Origin of the sequence: Streptomyces sp. NPDC019937 (assembly GCF_040631655.1) — a bacterium.
Lineage (GTDB): Bacteria > Actinomycetota > Actinomycetes > Streptomycetales > Streptomycetaceae > Streptomyces.
Genome location: NZ_JBEYAL010000002.1, coordinates 77,130 through 98,750, shown reverse-complemented (window position 1 = coordinate 98,750; position 21,621 = coordinate 77,130). Strand labels below are relative to the sequence as shown.

Annotated in this window: 23 protein-coding genes; 7 read left to right on the top strand and 16 right to left on the bottom strand. The window is 70.8% G+C overall.

Annotated features, from left to right (window positions below; genetic code table 11):
- Nucleotides 1-3: 3 nt before the first annotated feature.
- The 4 genes from ABZ562_RS02235 to car(A) all read right to left on the bottom strand — a co-directional run bounded on the left by ABZ562_RS02235 (nucleotide 4) and on the right by car(A) (nucleotide 3,189).
- Entirely contained in the window at nucleotides 4-156 is a 153-nt protein-coding gene (locus tag ABZ562_RS02235; RefSeq protein WP_361472751.1) for a hypothetical protein, read from the bottom strand.
- Nucleotides 146-676, bottom strand: coding sequence for a hypothetical protein (locus ABZ562_RS02230; protein ID WP_361472748.1), 531 nt, complete (start codon nucleotides 674-676; stop codon nucleotides 146-148). Before ABZ562_RS02230 ends, ABZ562_RS02235 begins: the two co-directional genes overlap by 11 nt.
- The gene (locus tag ABZ562_RS02225; protein WP_361472746.1) at nucleotides 601-1,332 is read right to left on the bottom strand and encodes a hypothetical protein; all 732 of its coding nucleotides are present in this window, start codon (nucleotides 1,330-1,332) and stop codon (nucleotides 601-603) included. Before ABZ562_RS02225 ends, ABZ562_RS02230 begins: the two co-directional genes overlap by 76 nt.
- A gap of 201 nt (nucleotides 1,333-1,533) precedes the next feature.
- A complete protein-coding gene (gene car(A) / locus ABZ562_RS02220; RefSeq protein ID WP_361472743.1) occupies nucleotides 1,534-3,189 on the bottom strand; it encodes an ABC-F type ribosomal protection protein Car(A) in 1,656 nt (551 codons plus the stop codon).
- Between the two features lie 357 nt (nucleotides 3,190-3,546).
- Between car(A) and ABZ562_RS02215 the strand changes: the two genes are divergently transcribed.
- Complete coding sequence (locus ABZ562_RS02215) at nucleotides 3,547-3,966, top strand: hypothetical protein (RefSeq protein ID WP_361472740.1); 420 nt, start codon at nucleotides 3,547-3,549, stop codon at nucleotides 3,964-3,966.
- 143 nt (nucleotides 3,967-4,109) lie between these two features.
- Nucleotides 4,110-5,300 carry an alginate lyase family protein gene (locus ABZ562_RS02210; RefSeq protein WP_361472737.1) on the top strand — a complete coding sequence of 397 codons (1,191 nt, stop codon included), beginning with the start codon at nucleotides 4,110-4,112 and terminating at the stop codon, nucleotides 5,298-5,300.
- 31 nt (nucleotides 5,301-5,331) lie between these two features.
- Here the strand turns inward: ABZ562_RS02210 and ABZ562_RS02205 are convergent, their stop codons facing one another.
- From ABZ562_RS02205 to ABZ562_RS02185, 5 genes are read right to left on the bottom strand one after another with little or no spacing between them, the layout of a single operon-like run.
- A complete protein-coding gene (locus ABZ562_RS02205) occupies nucleotides 5,332-6,354 on the bottom strand; it encodes an ABC transporter ATP-binding protein (protein WP_361472735.1) in 1,023 nt (340 codons plus the stop codon).
- On the bottom strand, nucleotides 6,347-7,330 hold the full coding sequence (locus ABZ562_RS02200; protein WP_361472732.1) for an ABC transporter ATP-binding protein: 984 nt from the start codon (nucleotides 7,328-7,330) through the stop codon (nucleotides 6,347-6,349). The genes ABZ562_RS02205 and ABZ562_RS02200 overlap by 8 nt, the downstream gene beginning before the upstream one ends.
- Nucleotides 7,327-8,292, bottom strand: coding sequence for an ABC transporter permease (locus ABZ562_RS02195; RefSeq protein WP_361472729.1), 966 nt, complete (start codon nucleotides 8,290-8,292; stop codon nucleotides 7,327-7,329). Before ABZ562_RS02195 ends, ABZ562_RS02200 begins: the two co-directional genes overlap by 4 nt.
- A 14-nt stretch (nucleotides 8,293-8,306) precedes the next feature.
- Complete coding sequence (locus tag ABZ562_RS02190) at nucleotides 8,307-9,236, bottom strand: ABC transporter permease (protein WP_361472727.1); 930 nt, start codon at nucleotides 9,234-9,236, stop codon at nucleotides 8,307-8,309.
- 1 nt (nucleotide 9,237) lies between these two features.
- Nucleotides 9,238-10,842, bottom strand: coding sequence for an ABC transporter substrate-binding protein (locus tag ABZ562_RS02185; protein WP_361472725.1), 1,605 nt, complete (start codon nucleotides 10,840-10,842; stop codon nucleotides 9,238-9,240).
- A 311-nt stretch (nucleotides 10,843-11,153) separates the two neighbouring features.
- On the opposite strand from ABZ562_RS02185, the gene ABZ562_RS02180 reads away from it, so the two are divergent.
- The gene (locus ABZ562_RS02180) at nucleotides 11,154-11,399 is read left to right on the top strand and encodes a hypothetical protein (RefSeq protein ID WP_361472722.1); all 246 of its coding nucleotides are present in this window, start codon (nucleotides 11,154-11,156) and stop codon (nucleotides 11,397-11,399) included.
- A 2-nt stretch (nucleotides 11,400-11,401) separates the two neighbouring features.
- Here the strand turns inward: ABZ562_RS02180 and ABZ562_RS02175 are convergent, their stop codons facing one another.
- Nucleotides 11,402-12,022, bottom strand: a complete 621-nt coding sequence (locus tag ABZ562_RS02175; RefSeq protein ID WP_361472719.1) for an L-threonylcarbamoyladenylate synthase — start codon at nucleotides 12,020-12,022, stop codon at nucleotides 11,402-11,404.
- 111 nt (nucleotides 12,023-12,133) lie between these two features.
- On the opposite strand from ABZ562_RS02175, the gene ABZ562_RS02170 reads away from it, so the two are divergent.
- Nucleotides 12,134-12,829 carry a type 1 glutamine amidotransferase domain-containing protein gene (locus ABZ562_RS02170; RefSeq protein ID WP_361472717.1) on the top strand — a complete coding sequence of 232 codons (696 nt, stop codon included), beginning with the start codon at nucleotides 12,134-12,136 and terminating at the stop codon, nucleotides 12,827-12,829.
- Here ABZ562_RS02170 and ABZ562_RS02165 read toward each other — a convergent pair.
- The 5 genes from ABZ562_RS02165 to ABZ562_RS02145 form a co-directional block, all read right to left on the bottom strand.
- Nucleotides 12,826-14,880, bottom strand: coding sequence for a SpoIIE family protein phosphatase (locus ABZ562_RS02165; protein WP_361472714.1), 2,055 nt, complete (start codon nucleotides 14,878-14,880; stop codon nucleotides 12,826-12,828). The two genes, ABZ562_RS02170 and ABZ562_RS02165, sit on opposite strands and share 4 nt — an antisense overlap.
- A 104-nt stretch (nucleotides 14,881-14,984) precedes the next feature.
- Nucleotides 14,985-15,842, bottom strand: a complete 858-nt coding sequence (locus ABZ562_RS02160) for a class I SAM-dependent methyltransferase (RefSeq protein ID WP_361472711.1) — start codon at nucleotides 15,840-15,842, stop codon at nucleotides 14,985-14,987.
- A gap of 31 nt (nucleotides 15,843-15,873) precedes the next feature.
- The gene (locus ABZ562_RS02155; RefSeq protein WP_361472708.1) at nucleotides 15,874-16,221 is read right to left on the bottom strand and encodes a VOC family protein; all 348 of its coding nucleotides are present in this window, start codon (nucleotides 16,219-16,221) and stop codon (nucleotides 15,874-15,876) included.
- Between the two features lies 1 nt (nucleotide 16,222).
- Entirely contained in the window at nucleotides 16,223-16,405 is a 183-nt protein-coding gene (locus ABZ562_RS02150; protein ID WP_361472705.1) for a CopG family transcriptional regulator, read from the bottom strand.
- Nucleotides 16,406-16,737: 332 nt separating this feature from the next.
- Nucleotides 16,738-17,769: a LacI family DNA-binding transcriptional regulator gene (locus ABZ562_RS02145; protein ID WP_361472703.1), complete on the bottom strand. Its 1,032-nt coding sequence runs from the start codon at nucleotides 17,767-17,769 to the stop codon at nucleotides 16,738-16,740.
- Nucleotides 17,770-17,970: 201 nt separating this feature from the next.
- Between ABZ562_RS02145 and ABZ562_RS02140 the strand changes: the two genes are divergently transcribed.
- Genes ABZ562_RS02140 through ABZ562_RS02130 form a run of 3 tightly spaced genes read left to right on the top strand, consistent with a single transcriptional unit; the run spans nucleotide 17,971 to nucleotide 20,560 of the window.
- A complete protein-coding gene (locus tag ABZ562_RS02140; protein WP_361472700.1) occupies nucleotides 17,971-18,309 on the top strand; it encodes an MFS transporter in 339 nt (112 codons plus the stop codon).
- A 30-nt stretch (nucleotides 18,310-18,339) separates the two neighbouring features.
- Entirely contained in the window at nucleotides 18,340-19,536 is a 1,197-nt protein-coding gene (locus ABZ562_RS02135) for a Gfo/Idh/MocA family oxidoreductase (protein WP_361473259.1), read from the top strand.
- A gap of 25 nt (nucleotides 19,537-19,561) precedes the next feature.
- Nucleotides 19,562-20,560 (top strand): sugar phosphate isomerase/epimerase, encoded by a 999-nt coding sequence (locus tag ABZ562_RS02130; protein ID WP_361472697.1) that lies wholly within the window; start codon nucleotides 19,562-19,564, stop codon nucleotides 20,558-20,560.
- 73 nt (nucleotides 20,561-20,633) lie between these two features.
- On the opposite strand, the gene ABZ562_RS02125 is transcribed toward ABZ562_RS02130, so the two are convergent.
- Nucleotides 20,634-21,581 (bottom strand): methionyl-tRNA formyltransferase, encoded by a 948-nt coding sequence (locus tag ABZ562_RS02125; protein ID WP_361472694.1) that lies wholly within the window; start codon nucleotides 21,579-21,581, stop codon nucleotides 20,634-20,636.
- Nucleotides 21,582-21,621: the final 40 nt, after the last annotated feature.

Sequence of the window (21,621 nt, the reverse complement as noted above, 5' to 3'; positions counted from 1 at the left end):
CCCTCAGACGGCGCCCGGCACGCCCGGCATCACGTCCTTGACCACCAGCCGGCCGTCCGACCAGCAGAGCCAGTACACGTCCACCCGCTCCAGGAGATTGATGTTGGACCGGTAGAACTCGCAGGTGGAGCCGGCGGGCGCGGGCTCAGCCCTCATGCGGTCGGACGGGTAGCGGAACGACTCGGGCGGTCAGGGCCCGTTCCCGTAGCCCGGCCAGCCCATACCCGCCCTGCTCCACGGCGGGCGCCGCAGCCGACCGTGGAGCCGTGTTCGTCACCCGCACCGTGGTCCAGCCGCCCTCGCGGATGATGCCGACGAGGATCTCACTGCCGGGAGCGTGCTTGACGGCGTTGGTCAGTGACTCCTGCACCACGCGGTACACCGCCCGGTCGACCACCGGCGGCAGGGCGCCCTCACCGTCTCCGCGCAGCTCCACCGTGACGCCTGACTCCCGCACACGCCCGACGAGTTGCTCCAGGGACTCCACCGAGACGGCGGCAGGCCCGTGCGCCGGCACCGGCTCGGGTGCCCGCTCCGCTGCGGGGCCCTCGCGCAGCACCCCGATGGCGTCCCGTAGATGGTCGACCGCGTCCGAGACCATCACCCGCAGCTCGGCGAGGTCCTTCCGGTCCTGGCCCGACAGGGTCGGAGACAGCTCCAGAGCCCCCGCGCGCAAGCCGATGAGGCTGAGCTCGTGCCCGAGGAATCGTGTATCTCGGCAGCGATCCTGGTCCGCTCCCTCAGACGCGCCTGCTCGGCGACATGACCCTGCTGCCTCTCCATGCTGTGCGCGCGCTGCCAGCCGCCGTGCACCAGGGCCTGCCCGGCGTGCCAGTAGCGCCCGATCAGCCAGGGCAGCACCATGGCCGCGGGCAACAGCGTCACGGCGTAGAACCAGTGAACGGCGCCCGCCCGCAGTACGGCGCACAGCCCGAGGTCCACCGCCACGCAGCCGCCGAACACGCGCAGGGCGGCTCCGGTGTCGAGGGACCTGGTGGCGAGCAGGCAGGACAGGACGGCCAGGGACAGCAGGTAGGCGTTCGCCGGTGTGCCAGGTGAGGCCAGGCCGAGCGCGCACAGTCCGTTGGCAAGGAACACGGCGCCGCCGGGCCGCCTGCGGCTGCCCGGGACCGCCACCGCCAGCACCAAGGCCGGCAGCAACAGCCCCGTCACCAGGGACGGCCGCGCCCGGTCCGCGTACCAGAGGACGCCCGCCGCCATCAGCACCGCCCACAGGAGCGCGTCCACCCCGGCAGGCAGTGCCGCCGCCCAAGCGGCTCGCGCGGTCACCCGCGCGTCGTCATCGTCAACACCACCCGTACGACCGATCACCCGTCGAGGCTACCGAGGGCCCGTGGGGCCCGGATCCCACGGTGGCCCGTGCGGAGCGAATCTTGGCGCAAGAAATAGGGTGCCAAGCATGCGACTGCCTTGGCGCCGAGGCGCTGATCGCCGCCCAGGGCCGAGGCCTCCCTCATCCCCTCCGGAGGGACGGACACCTTGTGCCGTCCCTCCCTCACACCGCTTCGGCGATCAGGCGGTGGTGAACTCGGCGACGTGTCCGTTCCACATTGTCAGATGGGCGCCCTTGAAGCGGGACCGCATGCGCCGGTCGTGGGTGACGACGGCGACCGTGCCTTGATAGCCGGTCAGCGCCTCTTCCAGTTCCTCGACGAGCGCGGGCGAGAGGTGGTTGGTGGGTTCGTCCAGCAGCAGCAGGTCGACCGGCTCGGTCACCAGCCGGGCGAGTTCGATGCGGCGCCGCTGCCCGTACGACAGGTCCCGCACACGCTGCCGTAGGTCGTCCGGGCTGAACAAGCCGAGGGAGAGCAGCGCCTCGGTGTGCTCGCCGATGTCGCCGACCCGTCCGCTGCTGAACGCCTGAAGCACCGTCATCCCTTGTGGCCATGGTGTCTGTTCCTGCCGCAGATGCCCCACGCGGCCCGCTACCCGCACCGATCCGCTGTCGGGCGCCAGCTCCCCGGAGAGCACCCGCAGCAGCGTCGTCTTGCCGGCCCCGTTGGGCCCGGTGATCAGCAGCCGCTCACCGGGCCCGAGGCGCAGGGAGTCGATGCCGAGCCGGTCGGCGACCCGGACGTCGGTGAGTTGGGCCACCGTCTCCTCGGAAAGCGCGGCCTCGGTGGTGATCTCGGCGGAGAAGGTGAGCGGCTCGGGCGGCGGCGCGACCGGGTTCTCGGTCAGCCGCGCGACGCGTTCCTTGGCGTTGCGGATCCGCACCATGGCGCCGTGGCCCCGCCCGCGCATCCGGAACTGCCCGGCGCCGAAGACGGCGAAGGGGAGCTTGCGCGGGATGTTGTCCAGCCGTGCAACGTTGGACGTGATCAGGTCGCGGCTGCGGTCCAGTTCGGCGCGCCACTGCTCGTACTCCAGCAGCCGGCGCTGCCGTTCCGCTGCCTTGGCCGCCAGGTAGCCCTCGTAGCCGTTGCCGTAGCGGGCCACCTTGCCGAAGTCGATCTCCAGGATCGTGGTGGTGAGGCGGTCGAGGAAGAGCCGGTCATGGGTGACTGCGACGACGGTGCCTTTGTGTTTGCGCAGGTGTTCCTCCAGCCAGCTCACGGCCCGGTCGTCCAGATCGTTGGTCGGCTCGTCCAGCAGCAGCAGTTCGGGCTCCGAGGCCAGCGTCGCCGCCAGGGCGAGGCGTGAGCGCTCGCCTCCGGACAGGGTGCCCAGCCGCCGGTCGCGCGCCAGCCCGGGCAGCCCGAGCCCGTGCAGCGCGATCTCCACGCGCGAGTCGGCCTCGTAGCCGCCGCGGGCCTGATACCGGTCCACCAGCGCGGCGTAATCCTCCAGGAGGCTGGCGAGTTCGGGATCCTGGCCCGCCTGGTAGGGCCGTTCGGCCAGCTCGGCCTCGGCCCGGCGCATGCCCTCCTCCAGCTCCCGCAGGTCGGCCAGGGCCAGATCGACGGCGTCCTGGACCGTGGCGTCCAGCGGCAGCTCCAGTGCCTGGGCCAGATAGCCGACGCCACCGGGCGCGACCACCGTCAGCGCACCGTTGTCCGGCTGTTCCTGACCGGCGATGAGCTTGATCAGCGTGGACTTGCCGGATCCGTTGTCCCCGATGACACCGACCTTCTCGCCCGGCTTGATCGTGAAACCGATCCGGTCGAGTACGACGTGGTCCTGGTAACGCTTGGTGATGTCATGCAGAGTGAGTTGCGCTGTCGACACGCAGAAGTCCTCCTGATCTGGTTCGAGTGATGTCGCCGCGCACACAGCAGACCGTTGGAAAACGCAGACGGTTGACAGCGCATGACGAAGGAATCGCAGCGCGTCCGTCTTCTCAGGGGTGCACGGCGGGGCGCGGTGACGGAGCCAGGCTCGACGTCCCACACCTTCGCGGACCACACGTACCGATCACAGGGAACCCATAAGTGCATCGTAGATGGCACGAATCTGTACCGGCAACCGGTTAGGCCGGAACCGGGCGGGAGGCCCGGTGCACCAGGCCGCCCTGGGTGTAGGGCGCCATGGCCTCGATCCGCTCGGGTCTCCGCGCGGCACAGCGTGGTGTCAGGGTGGCGTCCAGTGCGTTCTCCACCAGCACTGGACGCTGTAGCGGCGGAGTTCGGCCATCCGCTCGTGGATCCCGCCACCGCGGTCGGCGGCGGGACCGGGAACGGCTCGAATCAGGGGTTCCAGTGGGGCGGCTGCTGGAACACCTCGTGGAACGAGTCCTGTTGGCCCTCCGCCGCCGTGCCCGCCGACGCGTGGAGGAGACCGATTCCGGCCAGCGCGAGCGTCGTGCCGCGCCGCGCCATCGACCCCGGCCAACTGCTCGACGTGTGTGACCTCCAGGACGCCTGGTCGCGCCGCCGGCATCTGCTGGCCTGGGGCGCCAAGTCCCGGGCCGCCCCGACGGCCATCGCGGCGCTTGCCGAACACCTGCGGCGCGCGGCGCTGTCCGAGCCGGCTTCCCGCGGCGGACACCCAGCCCCCGGCCCGTAGACAGCTGACCGACCGACCCGTTTCATGGACAAGGAGGTGAACACGAGCCACATATGAGTATTGACATGTTCACGACCTCTTTCTATGGTCCAGGCCAATCCTGCGCCACCGCGTCCCCCATCGAGCATGGAAGAGGTCATCGGATGGCACGAACCAGAACCGCGCTGCTCGGCGTGCTCGCCCTGCTGGCCGGGCTGCTGAGCCTTCAGCTCACCGGACCGGCCCCCCGCGCCACCGCCGCGCCGGCCACGTTCACCCACCCCGGAGTGCTCGTGAGCCGGGGCCAACTCGACTACGCCCGCGCGAAGGTGCAGGCCGGCCAGCAGCCCTGGAAGGCCGCCTACGACGACATGATGGGCAGCTCCTACGCCTCACTGTCGCGTACCCCCAAGCCCCGCGCCGTCGTGGAGTGCGGATCGTCCTCCAACCCCAACCACGGCTGCACCGAGGAGCGTCAGGACGCCATCGCGGCCTACACCGACGCGCTCGCCTGGTACTTCACCCGGGACAGCCGCTACGCCAAGAAGGCGATCGAGATCATGGACGCCTGGTCCGCGACCATCACCGATCACACCAACACCAACGCCCCGCTGCAGACCGGCTGGGCCGGATCCACCTGGCCGCGCGCCGCCGAGATCATCAAGTACACCTACGACGGCGGCTGGTCGGGCGCCGGCCGCTTCGCGACCATGCTGCGCGACGTCTACCTCCCCGAGGTGATCAGCGGTGCCGAGACCAAGAACGGCAACTGGCAACTGGTCATGACCGAGGCCGCGATCGGCATCTCCGTCTTCATCGAGGACCGCACCACCTACGACAAGGCGGTCAGCACCTACCTCGCCCGCGTCCCGGCGTACGTCTACCTGACCAGTGACGGCGATCTGCCCAAGCCGCCCGCGGGCAGCAGCATCGACACCAAGGCCGAGATCGTCACGTACTGGCAAGGCCAGAGCACCTTCGCCGACGGCCTCGCCCAGGAGACCTGCCGCGACTTCGGGCACACCGGCTGGGGCCTCGCCTCCATCGCGGACATCGCCGAGACCAGCCGCATCCAGGGCCAGGACCTCTACCCGAAGATCCAGGACCGGCTGCGCTACGCCCTGGGCTTCCACACCTCCTACGAGAACGGCGCCACCGTGCCGTCCTGGCTGTGCGGGGGCTCGGTCAAGAAGGGCCTCGACGAGGTCACCGAGGTCGGCTTCAACGCCCTCCACACCCGCCTGGGCATCGCCATGTCCAACACCCAGACGTACACCGAGGCGCACCGGCCGTCCGGCACCGACAACTACTTCAACGCCTGGACGACCCTCACCCACGCGGACAACCCGTCCTGACCGGCCACGTGACGCGCCCGACCGCTCCACCTCAGCCGTCCAGCGGAAAGTGGCACAGGCCCTCGTGCGGCTCCCGGCCCGGGTCCGCCGTGGCGGCGCGGGTGACGGCCGGGGGAGCGGTCCCGGCGCAGCGGGGCTCGCTCTTCCAGCAGCGGGTCCGGAACCGGCAGCCCGAGGGGATGCCGTACGGGGAGGGAATCTCCCCGTGCAGGGCGATCTCCTCCCCGGGAGCCGCCCCGGACACATCGAGCCGGGGAGCGGCCGACATCAGGGCGGCGGTGTAAGGGTGCAGCGGCCGGTCGAAGACATCGTCGGCGCCGCCGTGTTCGATGACCTTGCCCAGGTACATCACCGCCACCCGGTCGGAGATGTAGCGGACCACGGACAGGTCATGGGAGATGAACACATAGGAAACGCCGAGCCGCGTCCGCAACTCGGAGAGCACGTTCAGCACTTGCGCCTGCACCGACAGGTCCAGCGCGGACACGGGCTCGTCGCACACGATGAGGTCGGGTTCGAGGGCCAGCGCGCGGGCGATGCCGATGCGCTGCCGCTGCCCGCCGGAGAACTCGTTCGGGTAGCGGTGGGCGTCGCTCTCGCGCAGTCCGACCAGGGACAGCAACTCGAGGACCCGGCGGTCCCGCTCGCGCGCCGTGGGCACGATGTCGCGGTGGGTGCGCCACGGCTCGCCGATGAGATCGGCCGCGGACATGCGGGCGTTGAGCGAGGCGAACGGGTCCTGGAACACCATCTGCACCCGGCGCCGCCACGCCAGCAGTTCCCGGCCCTTCAGAGTGAACGGGTCGATGCCGTCGAAGCGCACCGTTCCCGCGTCCGGCCGCTCCAGCCCGAGCACCACCCTGGCCAGGGTCGACTTTCCGCATCCGGACTCGCCCACCAGGCCGAGGGTTTCTCCGCGCCCCACCCGGAGGTCGACTCCGTCCACCGCGGTCAGCCTGCGGCGGCCGTGGCCGAACGACTTCGTCACGCCACGGACCTCGAGCAGCGGCGTTCCGGGGCTCCCGGACACCTTCCCGGGCACGTTCTCAGCCACGGTCCAGCTCCTCGGAGAAGTGGCAGGCGACCGAGCGCGAGGCGGCCACCGGCTCCAGGGGCGGGCGCTCCCGTACGCAGCGTTCACCGGCCAGTGGGCATCTGGCCTGGAAGACACAGCCGGACGGCACCGCGCTCAGCTCGGGCGGACTGCCCGGGACGGCGGGCAGCGGGCGGCCCCTGACGGCGTGTTCGGGCACGGAGCCCAGGAGGGCCTTGGTGTAAGGGTGGCGGGGGCGGGCGAAGACGTCCCGCACCGGGCCGGTCTCGACCACGGTGCCCGCGTACATCACCACGACGTCATCCGCGTGCCGGGCGACCACCGCCAGGTCGTGGGTGATCAGCACGAGCGCCATGTCCCGCTCGGTCCGCAGATCCCGCAGCAGCCGCATGATCTGCGCCTGCACGGTGACGTCGAGCGCGGTCGTCGGCTCGTCGGCGATCAGCACATCGGGGTCCAGGGCGACGGCCATCGCGATCAGCAGCCGCTGGCGCATGCCGCCGGAGAACTGGTGCGGATACGAGCGGGCCCGCAGCCGGGGTTCGGGGATGCCGACGCGCGTCATCAGCTCCACCGCCTTCCGCGCGGCCTGGCGCCGCGACAGCCCGCGGTGGATGCGGAACGGCTCGGCGAGCTGCCGGCCGACCGGCTGCACGGGGTTGAGCGCGGTCAGCGCGTCCTGGAAGACGATCGACAGCACGGGACCGGCCAGCTTCCGGCGCTCGGCCCGGCCGAGCCGCATCACATCGGTGCCGGACACCCGCACGGCTCCGCCCGTCACCTCGGCCACCGGGTCGAGCAGCCCGGCGATGGACAGCGCGGTCATCGACTTCCCGCAGCCGGACTCGCCGAGGAGCGCCAGGGTGCGCCCCCTGTGCACACCGAAGCTGACGCCGTCCACGGCGCGGAGCGTGCCGGTGGGGGTGTGCAGATCGACGCACAGCCCCTCGACCTCCAGGGCGGCTGGTGGCTTCACGCGATCATCTCCGGGGGTACGGCGGCCCGGTTGCCGCGCCGCTTACGGGGCAGCGTCAGCCGCCACCGCTGTCCGGGGTCCGTGGCCAGGCGCACCCAGGCGGCGAGCACCGTGGCCGACACGGTGGTGAGCATGATGGCGAGTCCCGGCAGTACGGCGATCCACCAGGCGGTCCGCAGGTACTGGCGGCCCTGGGCCACCATCAGCCCCCAGCTCACCTCGGGTGGCTGGATGCCGATACCGAGGAAACTCAACGACGACTCGGTCAGCATGACGAAGCAGAAGTCGAGCGTGGCCACGGTCAGCAGCGTCGGCAGCGCGATGGGCAGCAGGTGCCGGTAAATGATGGCCGAGCTGGGGGTGCCGAAGGTCCGGGCCGCGTCGACGAACAGACGGCTTCTCAGCTCGGCCGACTCCGCGCGGGCGGTGCGCAGATAGACGGGGACGCGGGCGACGGCGAGGATCAGCACGATGTTCATGGCGCTGGGCGCGAAGACGTACAGCACGACCACCGCGATGAGCAGGGACGGAAAGCTGAGGATGACATCGGCGACGCGCATCGCGACGTTCTCGCGCACGCCTCCGTGGTACCCGGCCCACAGCCCCAGGGCGGAGCCGATCAGCAGCGAGCACAGCACCGCGGGCACCGCGATGGACAGCGTCGTCCCGGCGGCGTCCACCAGCCGGGCGAGCACGCTGCGTCCGAGGACGTCCGTGCCGAGCAGCCCGGAGAGGCCGTGGTCGAGGGAGGGCGGACGCAGCGAGGCGCGCAGGTCCTGCCGTACCGCCCGGTCGCCGAGGAACAACCGCCCGAACAGCGCGACGAGGAACACCAGGGCCAGCACGACGGCCGCGGCGGCCGCCGTCCGGTCCCTGCCGAGCAGCAGCCACCAGCGGGGCGGACGGGAGCGCGGTGGGGACGTGGCCGCGTCGGAGAGTGAACGGCCATCGGAGGCGGGCATGGTGGCTCCTTCGCTCATGCCGGTACCGCCTGGCGCACTCGGGGGTCGATCAGCGCGTGGCAGACGTCGACGAGGATGTTCAGCGCGAAGATCGTCACGGCGGTGAGCAGGACGGCGGCCTGCAACACCGCGAAGTCGCGCTGCAGAATCGAGTCGATCATGAGCTTGCCGATCCCGGGCCAGCCGAAGATCGTTTCTACCACCACCGCGCCGTTGACGAGGCCGACGGCGAGATCCCCGGCGACGGTCAGCACGGGCGTGACGGCGTTGCGCAGGGCATGCCCGAACACCACGCGCGTGGCATCGGCCCCCTTGCTGCGGGCGACCTTGACATAGGGCGCGGACAGCGCGCCGACCATGCTGCCGCGGACCACCTGCACGAGCACCCCGAACGGGCGGATCAGCAAGGTGGCCAGCGGCAGCACCCATACCTCCGGACCGCCCAGGGTGCCGGAGGTCGGCAGCCAGCCCAGCCCCACTCCGAAGACCAGCACACCCATGATCGCGAACCAGAAGTCGGGGATGCTGGCCGCGGTCATCGACAGCAGACCGGCGAGCCGGTCGACGGCCGACTGGGGCCGGTAGGCGGCCAGGCTTCCGACCAGCAGGGCGCCGAGGACCGCCAGCAGCATGGTCATGCCCGCGAGCTGGAGCGTCACGGGAAACGCCTCCAGCACCATCGAGTCGGCGGACTCCCCGGTGCGCAGCGATGTGCCGAAGTCGAGCCGCGCGGCGTTGCCGAGGTAGTCCCACAGCTGCACCGGGAGGGAGTCGTCGAAACCGTGGGCGGCGGAGAAGTCCGCGCGCTGCTCGGGGGTGGCGCTCAGCGGGAGGTAGAGATCGACGGGGTTGCCGGTCAGCCGGGCCAGGCAGAACACGCCCAGCACCACGAACACCAGGGGGATCGCGCTGGAGATGATGCGCTTGCGCAGGAAGGGCGCCATATCAGGGGTTCGCCGCCTTCCGGGCCTTCACCGGCCGCACCTCGGCCAGCCGCATCTCGTCCCCGGTGGCGGAGTCCGGGCGGTATCGCACCGAGGGCGACAGGCCGAGCAGCCCGCGCATATGGGCCAGGTAGGCGTACTGCGCGACCTTCTCGTTCTGGTAGGCGAGCACGCGGGCGAAGGCCTTCTGCCGGGCCTTGCCGGACAGCGCGTTCGCCGCGGCGATGCGGCGGTCGAGCCGCGGGGTCCCGAAGGTGGACTGGGGACCGTCGCTCAGCAGGTACTGGCTGGTGGTGAAGGCCGCGTCCCCGGCCTGGTTGCCGTGCATGATCAGCAGCGCGATCGGCCCGACGCCGCGGGGGAGCGGGCGCAGTTGGTACTGGAGGTGGGTGGCGGTGTCCGCCATCCGGATCCGCACGTTCAGCCCGATGCGCGCCATCTGGTACTGCAGCGCCTCGGCCACCTCCGCGATCCCGGCGAACTGGCCGTTGCGCGCGACGAGGGTGATCCGCCGGTGGACGGGTACGCCGTCGGCGGCCGCCCGCTCGACCAGCGCGCGGGCCGCGGCCACCCGGTACGGGGTGGTGGCGAGGTCGTCGTTGTGGCCCACCACACCGGGCGGGACGAGTTGCGCGGCGGGCTTGGCGAGCCCCCCGAGAAGGGCGTCCACGATGCCCGTGCGGTCGATGGCCATGCCGATCGCCTTGCGTACCCGGATGTCGTCCAGCGGTGCCTCACGGCCGTCCAGCCGCAGGGCGGTCGTCTCGTTGTTGGGATAGGCGACGGTGGTGTCCTTGGACGCGTCCACGGGGTCCAGCGCCGTCGCGATGTCGGCCTCACCCTTGTCGATCATCGCGGCCCGCACACTGGCGTCGCTGCGCCAGACATATCTGGCCCGGGGATAGGCGGGGGCCCGGCCCCAGTAACTCTCGTTGCGCACGAGGGAGATCGACACGCCGGTCTCCCACTTTCCGACGGCGTAGGGGCCGGTCCCGATCGGTATGCGCACCTTGGCCCGGGTGTCGGTGGTGCGCGGCACGATCTCGATGAAGCTCAGCCGCAGCGGGAGGATGGGGTCCGCCTTCTCGGTGGTGACGGTCAGCCGGGTGGGGCCGACCGCGCGCACGCGGAGCTTCTCGTCGCCGAAGACATAGCCGTCCACATTGCAGGCGAGATCCGAGTTGACGGCGCGTTCGATGGAGAAGGCGGCGTCCTGAGCGGTGAACGGCCGCCCGTTCTGGAAGGACACACCCGAGCGGATGCCGAAGGTCCACGTCGTGGGCTCGGTCCGCTGCCAGCCGGTCGCCAGCAGCGGTTGCAGCTTGCCCGAGGTCGGGTCCCGTTCAACCAGTGGTTCGGTGACGTTCGAGCGGACGACGACTCCGGTCGCGGTCAGCGAGGACTCACAGGGCTCCAGCGTCGGGGGTTCCTGAGTGAGAACCACCCGCAGAGTGCCGCCGCCGGCGCTCCCGGCATCACCCGCGGCGTCACTGTTCGCCACGGCACACGCGCTGGTCAGCAGCATGATCCCGGAGACCGCGAGGGTGAGCGCGGGGCGCGCCCGGCCCCGCCTCGGCCGCTGGTTGGAGCGTACGGAGGATCTCATCCCGGGCGACCTCCGAGGGTGCTGACGCGGTGCCGCGGGAGACACGACACTCGACCTGGCCGTCTACACTTGCGTACTCGGTCTGCATTTATAAACGCCGAAGCTAAGGCGGAGGTGGCGGGGCGTCAAGACATCTGACAAAAGGCACCGTTGGCCCGACATCAGGTGCCGGCAGGCCGCTTCCCGGCATGCCGGTGCGCCGGTGTGAAGTGCGGTGTGTGAAGGGGGTGTGATCGGTACACCCTGCCTGCTCAGCGGGGCGGCCGATGACCTTAGACTGCCCTCGTCTTCAAGTCGATCAGGAGCACCACATGCAACGCCGTCTCGCCCCCGCCCTCGCTCTCGTGGCCGTGACCGCCCTCGCACTCACCGGGTGCGCGCAGGACTTCGACAAAGGCCCGGAGGGGAAGGTCACCGAGAAGGTCAAGGACGGGAAGAAGTTCTATCTGGTCGTCGATCCCGCCAAGGGAGGCGCGGAGAAGAAGTTCCGGGTCAGCAAGTACGACTACCACGACTGCAACCGGGGTTCGAAGTACCCCAAGTGCATCGACGACTAGTCCTATTCGAACCGCGCGGTGTCGCCCGCTCCCCGGCGTACGATCTCGGCCTCACCGTCGGAGAAGTCGATGACCGTGGTCGGCTCGGTGCCGCAGTCTCCCGAGTCGACCACGGCGTCCACCACATGGTCGAGCCGTTCCTTGATCTCCCAGCCCTGGGTCATCGGCTCGTCCTCGCCGGGCAGCAACAGGGTGCTGGACAGCAGCGGCTCACCGAGGGCGGCGAGCAGCGCCTGGGTGACGGCGTGGTCCGGAATCCGCACCCCGACCGTCTTCTTCTTCGGGTGCGGCAGCTGCCGCGGCACCTCCTTGGTCGCCGGGAGGATGAAGGTGTAGCTCCCGGGCGTCGATGCCTTGATCGCCCGGAACACATCCTTGTCGATGTGCACGAACTGGCCCAGCTGTGAGAAGTCCTGGCACACCAGCGTGAAGTGGTGACGGTCGTCGAGATTCCGGATCGACCGGATCCGGCTGATGCCGTCGCGGTTGCCCATCTGGCAGCCCAGTGCGAAACAGGAGTCCGTCGGGTAGGCGACCAGCGCGCCGGAACGGATCCTGTCGGCCACGTTGCCGATGGTGCGCGCTTGGGGATTGTCGGGGTGAACATCGAAGTACTTCGCCATCCGCCGAGCGTAGTCGATCGTCCGGATCCTGCGCAGAGTGATGATCTGGAAAGGTCGCGGGGAGGGCGGTACCTCACCGCGCTGTGAAAACACCGTTACGAGGAGAGAGACATGGCGAAGATCCTTTTTGTGATGACCGGCGCCGACGCGTGGACGCTGGCGGACGGCAGCACCCACCGCACGGGCTTCTGGGCGGAAGAGGCCGTCGTCCCGCTGGAGGCCTTCAAGGCCGCGGGGCATGAGGTCACCGTGGCCACTCCGGGCGGTGTGGTGTCGCCGGTCGACCCGGCCAGCCTGGCCCCGGAGGCCGCCGGTGGCGCCGAGGAGGCCGCGCGGCTGACCAAGGTGGTGGAGACCGCCGCCGAGTTCCACCGGCCCGCCGTCCTGGCCGATGTGCGGGTCGAGGACTTCGACGCGGTGTACGTTCCCGGCGGCCACGGCCCCATGGAGGACCTCGCCGTCGACGCCGACTCCGGGCGCCTCCTGACGCGGGCGGTGGACCGGGGACTGCCGGTGGGCGTGGTTTGCCACGGCCCGGCCGCGCTGCTGGCGGCGGTCAAGGAGGACGGCACCAACGCCTACGCCGGTTACCGGATCACCGCGTTCACCAACACCGAGGAGCAGCTGGCCGGCACCGCCGGCAACGCCAAGTGGCTGCTGCAGGACCGGCTGACCGAGGCCGGACTCACCGTCGAGGCCGGCGAGGCGTGGGCGCCGCACGTCGAGGTCGACCGCAACGTCGTCACCGGCCAGAACCCCGCCTCCTCCGGCCCCCTCGCCACCGAGCTGCTCAAGAAGCTCGGCTAGGAGCAACCGTTGGCGGGCAGCCTCTGCTCGCACCAGATGGTCTTCCCGGCGGTGGTCTGGCGCGTCCCCCAGTTGTGGCTGAGCTGGGCGACGAGCACCAGGCCACGGCCACCCTCGTCATAGGCCCGGCTGCGGCGCAGATGAGGGGTGGTGCTGCTGGCGTCGGACACCTCGCAGATCAGCTTGCGGTCGCGGATCAGCCGCAGATGGATCGGCGTGGCGCCGTAGCGGATGGCATTGGTGACCAGCTCGCTGACCAGCAGCTCGGTGATGAAGGCCAGATCCCACAGCCCCCATGCGTCGAGCTGTTCCACGGCCAGCTTCCGGGCCTGCATGACCACGGCCGGGTCGGCGGTGATGTCCCAGCCGGCGACCCGGTCGGGGGTCAGGGCGTGGGTACGGGCGAGCAGCAGCGTGATGTCGTCCGCCGGGCGGTCGGCCGCCAGCGCGCCCAGAACGGTGTCGCAGGCGGTGTCCATGGAGGTGTCCGGCACCGACAGCGCGTCGCACAGCTGCGTCAGCCCCGTGTCGATGTCGCGGTCGCTGGAGCGCACCAGGCCGTCGGAGTACAGGGCGAGGACGCTGCCCGCGGGCATCTCCAGCTCGGTGGTCTCGAACGGGAGGCCGCCCACTCCGAGCGGCGGGCCGGTGAAGCCGCGCACCAGGTCGGCCCCGCCGTCGGGAGAGACGAGGACGGGCAGCGGGTGTCCGGCCGACGCCAGCGCGCAGTGCCGGGAGACCGGATCGTAGACCGCGTACAGACAGGTCGCTCCCACCCCACCGATGTCCATGGCCTCTTCGGCGGTGGTGTCCTGCTCGTCATCGGTGAGATGGATGACCAGGTCGTCGAGGTAGGTGAGCAGCTCGTCGGGCGGCAGGTCGACATCGGCCAGGGTGCGCACGGCGGTGCGCAGCCGCCCCATGGTGGCGCAGGCGTTGATGCCGTGGCCGACCACGTCCCCGACGACGAGGGCGACGCGGCTGCCGGAGAGCGGGATCACATCGAACCAGTCGCCACCCACTCCGGCCCGCGAATCCGCGGGCAGATAGCGCGAGGCCACATCGACGGCCGTCTGCCCGGGCAGGTGCCGGGGCAGCAGATTGCGCTGCAGCGCTAGGGCGGTGGCCCGCTCGCGGGTGTAGCGGCGCGCGTTGTCGATGGCCGCGGCGGCCTTGGCGGCCAGCTCCCCGGCGTCGGACAGATCGCTGTCGGTGAAGGGCACGGTGTCCCGCGCGCGCCAGAAGCAGACCGTCCCCAGCACACTGCCCCGCGCCCGCAGCGGAGCGGTGATCAGCGAGCGCATGCCGTAGTCCAGCACCTCCCCGGCGGGGTCGGGGACCAGCGTCTGCCAGTCGGTGCGGGCCCGCAGATCGGGTTCGATCCTCGGCCGCCCGCTGGGCGAACCACGGGCCCGCGGCCCGGACAGGGTCAGCCTGGGCGGGCCGCCCACGGGGAGCAGCGGATGGTTGTCGCGGACCCCGGCCAGGGCCACCCGGCGCATGTGCGTGGTGCCGTCCGAGGGCACCTCCTCCCCGGCCAGGACGCACACCGCCAGATCCACGGCGATGAAGTCGGCGAACCGGCCCACCGCCACCTGCGCCAGCTCCTGCGCGGTGCGCTGCGCGTCGAGGGTGGCGCCGATGGCCGTACCGGCGTCATGCAGCAGCTTGAGGCGGCCGTGCGCCGCCTGTGCCCGATCCCGCTGGTTGAGGGCGCGAACCGCCAGTTCCGAGACGGCGAGACCGATGACGAGCAGCAGAGCGGCCGTCCAGCCCTCATAGGCGTTGGTGACGGACAGCGTGCCCCGGGGGCGGGTCAGGAAGAAGTCGAACCAGACGGTGGCCGACAGCGCCGCGATCACACCGGCGCTCCGGTGGCCCAGGGCGGCCACGGCGACCACCACCGCCACCAGCACCAGAGCCGCGTCGGTCCGCGGGAAGGCGGTACGGAACGGCACCAGCGCCAGCGACACGATCAGCGGCCCCACCAGGGCGAACGCTATCGCTGTCCGGACGTTGCTCAGCCAGCGCACATCAGGCCATTTACCCACCCGAAAAAGGATTTACCACACCGGATGCGGGCGGTTCCACGGACGCGGGGCGGTCCTCCGTGAGGGCGCGGTTCCTCGACCACGCGACGCGGTTTCTCAGCAGGTCAGGTGGTGGCCAGCAGCAGGTCCTCTCCGCTTGACGGGCGGAGGCCGTCGGCGCGGTCGGCGAAGTAGCGCGCGGTGTGCGACGCACCCGACACATGGCGCGCCTCCCGGAAGCCCGCTTCGCGGGCCAGGGCCAGCATCTCCTGCGGGGTGTAGAAGCTGAGGAACGGCGTCCCGGACGCTCGCGCGCCCTCCTCGCTCGCCCGGAGGCCGGGCCGGTCGGCGTCCTCGACGAGTTCGATCGGCAGCAGGAACGTCAGGGCGAGCGTCGAGCCGGGGGCGAGCCCGGCGATCCGGCGCAGGGTGGCTGTGGTGGCGTCCCTGGTGAGGTACATGCTGACGCCGGTGGAGACGATGACCGCCGGCTGCCCGGGATCAAAACCGGCGGCGGCCAGCCGCTCCGGCCAGGACGCACCGGCTTCGAAGTCGAACGGCACCAGGTGCAGCCATTCCGGGATGCCATAGCCGAGTTCGGCGAGGCGGCGGCGCTTCCAGGACTGGGGGCCGGGCTGGTCGACCTCGAAGATCCGCAGCCGGGAGGCGATCTCCGGCTTGCGCTGGGCGAAGGTGTCCAGGCCGGCGCCCAGGATGACGTACTGGGCGACGCCGCGCCCGGCCTGCTCGGTGATCAGGTCCTCGATGAAACGGGCCCGGGCCACCATGGCCGCCCGGAACCCGCTGGTGGTGTGCGGGTCCATGTCCGGCCGGTCCCGCCAGTCCTCGCCGGGCGCCACCAGCCGCAGCCCGACCTCGTCCTCGACCACGTGCGGGGGCGCGTCGACCCGTACGTGCATGGCCCGCCAGAGCGCGGTCCGCACCGCGGTGCTGTCGGGCGCCTCGATGTGTTCGTCCGCCATGGTGTTCTCCCTTCGCCCCGGCCGTCGTGGGTCAGTCGCCCGCGGGAACCTGGAGGCTCCACAGGCGCCCGTCGGGGTCGCGGACGGTCATCTCCCTGGTCCCGTAGTGCGTGTCCGCGAACGGGGTGACCACCTCGACGGCAGCCGGATCGGGCCGGAACGCGTCCGCGTCCGGCACCTTCAGCACCATCCGCGTCTCGGGCTCCTGGTCCTCGGGGACCTCGGCGATGAACACGTAGGGCCCTTCGCCGTTGCGGAGCCGGCCGGAGTTGTGGTCCGTGGCGAACTCCAGCTCGTAGCCGAGGGTTTGGAAGAACTTCGCCGCCTTGCCCCAGTTGTGCGTCGTCAGAAACACGGCCTCGATGCCTTCGGTTGCCATATCAGCTCTCCTGCTCGGTCGATCGCTGTCCGGAATTCCTGTCGGTGTCGTCGAGGTAGGCGCGCAGCGCGTCGGCGACCAGCGCCGACAGCGACATGCCCGACTCGATGGCGCGGTACTTGACCTGCTTGATCAGTCCGATCGGCAGGTACACGTTGAACTGTTTGACGTCCTCATCACCCACGCGGGCGATGCTAGCATCCTAGCAAGCTAGGCCACCATGGCGTGCGGTGACGTGAGGCCCTTCACAATGGAGGGTGGCGTGCGACGTGACGAGCTGGGTAAGCGCGTCATGATCACCGCGTGAGACACCGATGTGATCGGCACAGGTAGAGCATCGTTGGAAGGAGGGCGACATGTCGTCGAAGCGACGTCGCAAGAAGAAGGCCCGTCGTAAGAACGGCGCCAACCACGGTAGCCGCCCCCAGTCCTGATCTGAGGCGCTCTGCCGAGTGGCACCGAGGGACTCCCCGCGCGCATGGCGTACGGGGAGTCCCTCGTTTCGCGTGCGGCGGGTCAGGCGGGCTCGGCCACGGTGCCGCGCACGACCAGTTGCGGACTGAGGACGACCTCGCGGGGCTCGGTACGGCCCTGGTCGAGGCGTTCGACGGCGGCGGCCACCGCCTGCCGGGCCTGCTGCTCGGCGTTCTGACTGACCGTGGTCAGGTTGAAGCAGCTCAGCCGGGAGAGGGTGTCGTCGTCGTATCCGGCCACGGACACCTCGCCGGGGACGGCGACACCGGCGCGGGAGAGGGCGGCCAGGACGCCGATGGCGCACTGGTCGTTGAAGGCGACCACGGCGGTGGGAAGGGCGGGGCCGTCGAGGAGGTGGCGGGCGGCGCGTTCGCCGGCCGCCTCGGTGTTCTCGCCGCGCAGGATCCTGATGTGCGCGTCCAGGCCGTGGCGGCGCATGGCGGTGCGGTAGCCGCGGCGCCGGTCGGTGGCGATGACGCCCTTGCCGCCGTCGACGTAGGTGATGGCCCGGTGGCCGAGCCCTGCCAGGTGGTCGACGATCTGGCCGACTCCGTCGTCGTCCGCGGTGCGGACCACGTTCAGCTGCCCGTCGGTGATCCGGCGGCCGACGACGATCACGGGGGCCTTGCGGTCGAGGGCGGCGAGCGTGTCGGCGGGGGAGGTCGGGCCGAGGAGGATCAGGGCCTCGCTACGGAAGGCCAGCAGGGTCTCGACGGCGGTGTGCTCGTCGCGGGTCCGGGTCAGGGTGCTGAGGACGAGGTCGTAGCCGACCTCCTCGGCGGCCGTGTGCAGATAGTCGACCACTTCGGCGTGGTAGGGGCTGTGGACGTCGACCATGACGCCGAGCAGCCGGGTGCGCCTGCTGGCGAGCAGACTGGCGGTGCGATCCGCCTGGTAGCCCAGCTCGGCGGCGGCCTTCAGGACGCGCTGCCGGGTGCGCTCACTGGGGCCGGACACCCCGCGCAGCACCAGGGAGACGGACGCGGTGGACACGCCTACGCGGGCCGCCACGTCCTCGAGCCGGGGGCGCTTGCTCGCGCCGTCCTGGCGCCGCTCGGAATCGGCATCGTCCACCTGTACCTCCCGGACGGCGATCTCCTCGCGCCACGCCCTTGACGCCGCTTTCGAAGCCAATCGATGGTACCAGCGCTTAAAGCGCTTCAATCGCTCTGCGCAACGACGTAGCGACAACCTATTGACATGACATTTGTGCGAGGGCATCGTACTCGCCGAAGCTGACTTAAAGCGCTTTAACCCCGATCCTGGGAGGTGGCCATGACCGAGGGGATCGTCGCGTCCTCCCTCGTGGCGGGCGCCGCGTTCGGCGCGCTGTACGGCGGGCGCCTCTCCGACCGCTGGGGCGCAAGCGGGCGATCCTCGGGCTCGCCGTGCTGTTCTTCGCCGGCGCGCTGGGCGTTGGGCACCTGGACGGCCAACTTCGTGCTGACGCTGGCCTTCCCGCCGCTGATCGCCGCGGTCGTCGGTGCCACGTTCCCGCTCTTCGCGGCGGTCAACGTCGCCACCGTCCGCTGCTACCTGCGCACCGTCCCCGAGACGCGGGGCCGCTCGATGGAGGCCATCGAGGCCCACTTCCGCGGCCGGTCCGCCACCTGACCAACCCCCACCATGCTGAGAGGCACATTCATGGCCACGTCCGGCAAGCCCCTTTCCGTCGCGGTGATCGGGGCCGGCATGGCCGGCCGCACCCACGCCGCCGGTTACCGCAACGTCAACACGGTCTTCGCGGCCGGCCTGCCGCCGGTCCGTCTGGCCGCGATAGCCGACGCCAATGTCGCACTCGGCGAGGACGCCGCCCGCCGGTACGGCTACGAGAAGGCGCTCCCCAACTGGGAGGCCGTGGCCGAGGACCCGACGATCGACGCCGTCAGCATCGTCGTCGGCAACGATCTGCACCGCCCGATCGTCGAGGCCCTGGTCGCCGCGGGCAAGCACGTGCTGTGCGAGAAGCCGCTGGCCGGATCGCTCGAGGACGCCCGCGCGATGGCCGAGCTGGAGCGCACCGCCGATGTGGTGACGGCCGTCGGGTACACCTTCCGGCGCTCTCCCGCCATCTCCGCGGTCCGTGACCACGTCCAGCGCGGTGAGCTGGGCGACCTCACCCTGTTCAGCGGCCGCTACTGGTGTGACTACGCCACCGACCCGAACGGGCCGCTGAGCTGGCGCTTCAAGGGCGGCCCCGGCTCCGGCGCCCTCGGGGACATCGGCGTCCACGCCATCGACACCGCCGAGTACCTCGCCGGTCCCATCGCCGCGGTCTCCGGCGCCTCGCTGTCGACGCAGATCCCCAGGCGCCCGCTGCCGCTGGGCGCGGTCGTCGGACACAACGCCGCCCCCGTCTCCGATGAGTTCGGCGAGGTCGAGAACGAGGACACCGCGTCCTTCACCGCCCGCTTCGAGTCCGGCCTCGTGGGCACCTTCTCGCTGTCACGCACCGCCTTCGGCCTGCCCAACGGACTCGGCTTCGACATCGTGGGGCTCGGCGGCCGGGCGGCGTTCGACCAGCACCGGCCCGCCGAGTACCTCTTCGACGACGCCCAGCCGGACGCTCGTACGCGCGGTGCGCGCCACATCATCGCCGGGCCGCAGATGCCGTACTTCAAGGGCGGCTATCCGATGGAGGCACCGGGCGTGGGCGGCGGCAACGCCGAGATGTTCACCTACCAGGCGCGGGCCTTCCTCGACCAGGTCGCGGGCGTCGCCGACCCGCTGCCGGCCTGCGCCACCTTCGCCGACGGGCTGCGGACCATGGAGATCATCCGGGCCGTCGTCGAGTCCTCCCACAACGGTGGCGCCGCCGTCACCGTCCCGGCCGCCTCCTGACCACCCCCGTACGAAGGAGAAACCCATGGCTCTCAAGCTCGGCGCCTACACCGCCTGTCTGCACGACCGCACGCTCACCGAGGCCCTGGACATCCTCGAGGAGAACGGGCTGACCTCCGTGGAGGTCAACACCGGCGGCTTCATCCCCGCCCCGCACTGCCCGGTGGACCTGCTGCTGTCCTCGGCCACCGCACGGGACGAGTACCTGGCCACCTTCGCCGACCGGGGGATGGAACTGACCGGCCTCAACTGCAACGGCAATCCGCTCAGCCCGCTCCCCGGCGTCGGCCCGAAACACGCCGACGACCTGCGCCGCACCATCCGGCTGGCGGGCCTGCTCGGGGTGAAGCACGTGGTGACCATGTCCGGCACACCCGGTTCCGACCCCGGCGCCGCGTACCCGTCCTGGGTCGTGAACCCGTGGGACGGCGTCTACATGGACGTCCTGGACTACCAGTGGGGCGTGGCGGTGGAGTTCTGGAGGGAGATCGACGCGCTGGCCCGGGAGCACGACGTCCGGGTGGCCGTCGAGATGCACCCGCACAACCTGGTGTTCTCCCCGGTCACCCTGAAGCGGCTGGTCGAGGAGACCGGCGCCACCAACGTCGGCGCGGAGATGGACCCCTCGCACCTGATGTGGCAGGGCATGGACATCGTGGCCTCCATCAAGTGGCTCGGCCCGCTGGTGTTCCACGCCGCGGCGAAGGACGCGACGCTCTGCCCCGGCGCAGACATCCGTGGCGTACTGGACTCGTCGTTCACCCGCGTGCCCGCCGACGCCCCCGGCAAGGTGCCCACCGGCTACGGCTTCTGGTGCAACGCCTGGCCGGAGAACCCGGCGTGGAAGTTCGTCGCCGTCGGCCTCGGACACGACACCGCCTACTGGACCGAGTTCCTGCGCGCTCTCGCGGAGGTCGACCCGGACATGGCCGTGAACATCGAGCACGAGGACGCCGCCTATTCCCGGACCGAGGGGCTCGCCCTGGCCGCCAAGAACCTGCACAGCGCGGCGGCCGGTCTCTGACCCACCGCCGCGCCCGTGGCCCCGTACCCGCGGGAGCGGGTGCGGGGCCACGGCTCGTCCAGGGGCCGGGGGGTCAGGGGTGGCTGGTCAGGTAGCCGCCCATGGAGGTGAAGTACGCGGTGGCGGCCATCTCGTGGCCCTCCTCGGTCCGTACGCGCGTGATGGCCAGGCCGTGGTTGCGGCCGGTGCGGGCGTCGGCGCCGGCGACGATGACCACGCCGTCGCCCTCGCGGTAGAAGATGCGGCCGGGAGTGCCGCCGTACCGGCCCTGGGACACGACCGCGGCCAGGACTTCGAGGCGCTTGCCCTGGTGGAAGGCGTAGGCGCTGGGGTACGGCTCGGACTGGGCGCGGACCAGGCGTTCGAGGTCCTTTGCCGGCCAGGTCCAGTCGATGCGGATGTCCTCGGCGGACCGCTTGTGGAAGAAGCTCGCCCGGGACCGGTCCTGCGGGGTGAACTGGGTCTGCCCGGCGGCGATGAGGTCGAGCGCGCCGATCGTGACCGGGGCGATGAGGTCGACGGTCTTGTGGAAGAGGTCGGTGGCGGTGTCCTTCGGCCCGACCGGGACCGCCTCCTGCCGGACGATGTCCCCGGCGTCGAGCTCCTCGTTCATCATGTGCGCGGTGACGCCCACTTCGGACTCGCCGTTGATCAGGGCCCAGATCAGCGGGGAGAACCCGGCGTACTTCGGCAGCAGCGAATCGTGGACGTTGAGCGTGCCCCGCCGTGGCAGGCCGAAGATGCGCGGGGGGATCCACGTCCGCCAGTTGTTCGCCACGATGATGTCCGGGTCGGCCTCCTTGAGGCGCTCGAACAACTCGTCGTCGTCGGGGCGGTTGCGGATCAGCACCGGGACGCCGTGCTCCTCGGCGAGGTCGGCGACGGAGTCGCTCCAGATCTTCTCGTACGCGTGCTCGCTCTTGGGGTGCGTCACGACCAGGACCACATCATGTTCGGAGTCCAGGAGGGCTCGCAGGGTGCGGTGCCCCCATGTCTGATAACCGAACATGACGACCCGCATGGGGTTCCTCCTCGCAGCAGGGGATGACCGAGGGGCAAGT

Bases quoted from the DNA above. Each gene is read 5' to 3' on its own strand.
- ABZ562_RS02130 (WP_361472697.1), top strand. From the start codon at position 19,562: ATGGCTCTCAAGCTCGGCGCCTACACCGCCTGTCTGCACGACCGCACG.
- ABZ562_RS02235 (WP_361472751.1), bottom strand. From the start codon at position 156: ATGAGGGCTGAGCCCGCGCCCGCCGGCTCCACCTGCGAGTTCTACCGG.
- ABZ562_RS02185 (WP_361472725.1), bottom strand. From the start codon at position 10,842: ATGAGATCCTCCGTACGCTCCAACCAGCGGCCGAGGCGGGGCCGGGCG.
- ABZ562_RS02155 (WP_361472708.1), bottom strand. From the start codon at position 16,221: ATGGCAACCGAAGGCATCGAGGCCGTGTTTCTGACGACGCACAACTGG.
- ABZ562_RS02175 (WP_361472719.1), bottom strand. From the start codon at position 12,022: ATGGCGAAGTACTTCGATGTTCACCCCGACAATCCCCAAGCGCGCACC.
- ABZ562_RS02170 (WP_361472717.1), top strand. From the start codon at position 12,134: ATGGCGAAGATCCTTTTTGTGATGACCGGCGCCGACGCGTGGACGCTG.
- ABZ562_RS02125 (WP_361472694.1), bottom strand. From the start codon at position 21,581: ATGCGGGTCGTCATGTTCGGTTATCAGACATGGGGGCACCGCACCCTG.
- ABZ562_RS02160 (WP_361472711.1), bottom strand. From the start codon at position 15,842: ATGGCGGACGAACACATCGAGGCGCCCGACAGCACCGCGGTGCGGACC.
- ABZ562_RS02190 (WP_361472727.1), bottom strand. From the start codon at position 9,236: ATGGCGCCCTTCCTGCGCAAGCGCATCATCTCCAGCGCGATCCCCCTG.
- ABZ562_RS02180 (WP_361472722.1), top strand. From the start codon at position 11,154: ATGCAACGCCGTCTCGCCCCCGCCCTCGCTCTCGTGGCCGTGACCGCC.
- ABZ562_RS02210 (WP_361472737.1), top strand. From the start codon at position 4,110: ATGGCACGAACCAGAACCGCGCTGCTCGGCGTGCTCGCCCTGCTGGCC.
- ABZ562_RS02135 (WP_361473259.1), top strand. From the start codon at position 18,340: ATGGCCACGTCCGGCAAGCCCCTTTCCGTCGCGGTGATCGGGGCCGGC.
- ABZ562_RS02140 (WP_361472700.1), top strand. From the start codon at position 17,971: ATGACCGAGGGGATCGTCGCGTCCTCCCTCGTGGCGGGCGCCGCGTTC.
- ABZ562_RS02195 (WP_361472729.1), bottom strand. From the start codon at position 8,292: ATGCCCGCCTCCGATGGCCGTTCACTCTCCGACGCGGCCACGTCCCCA.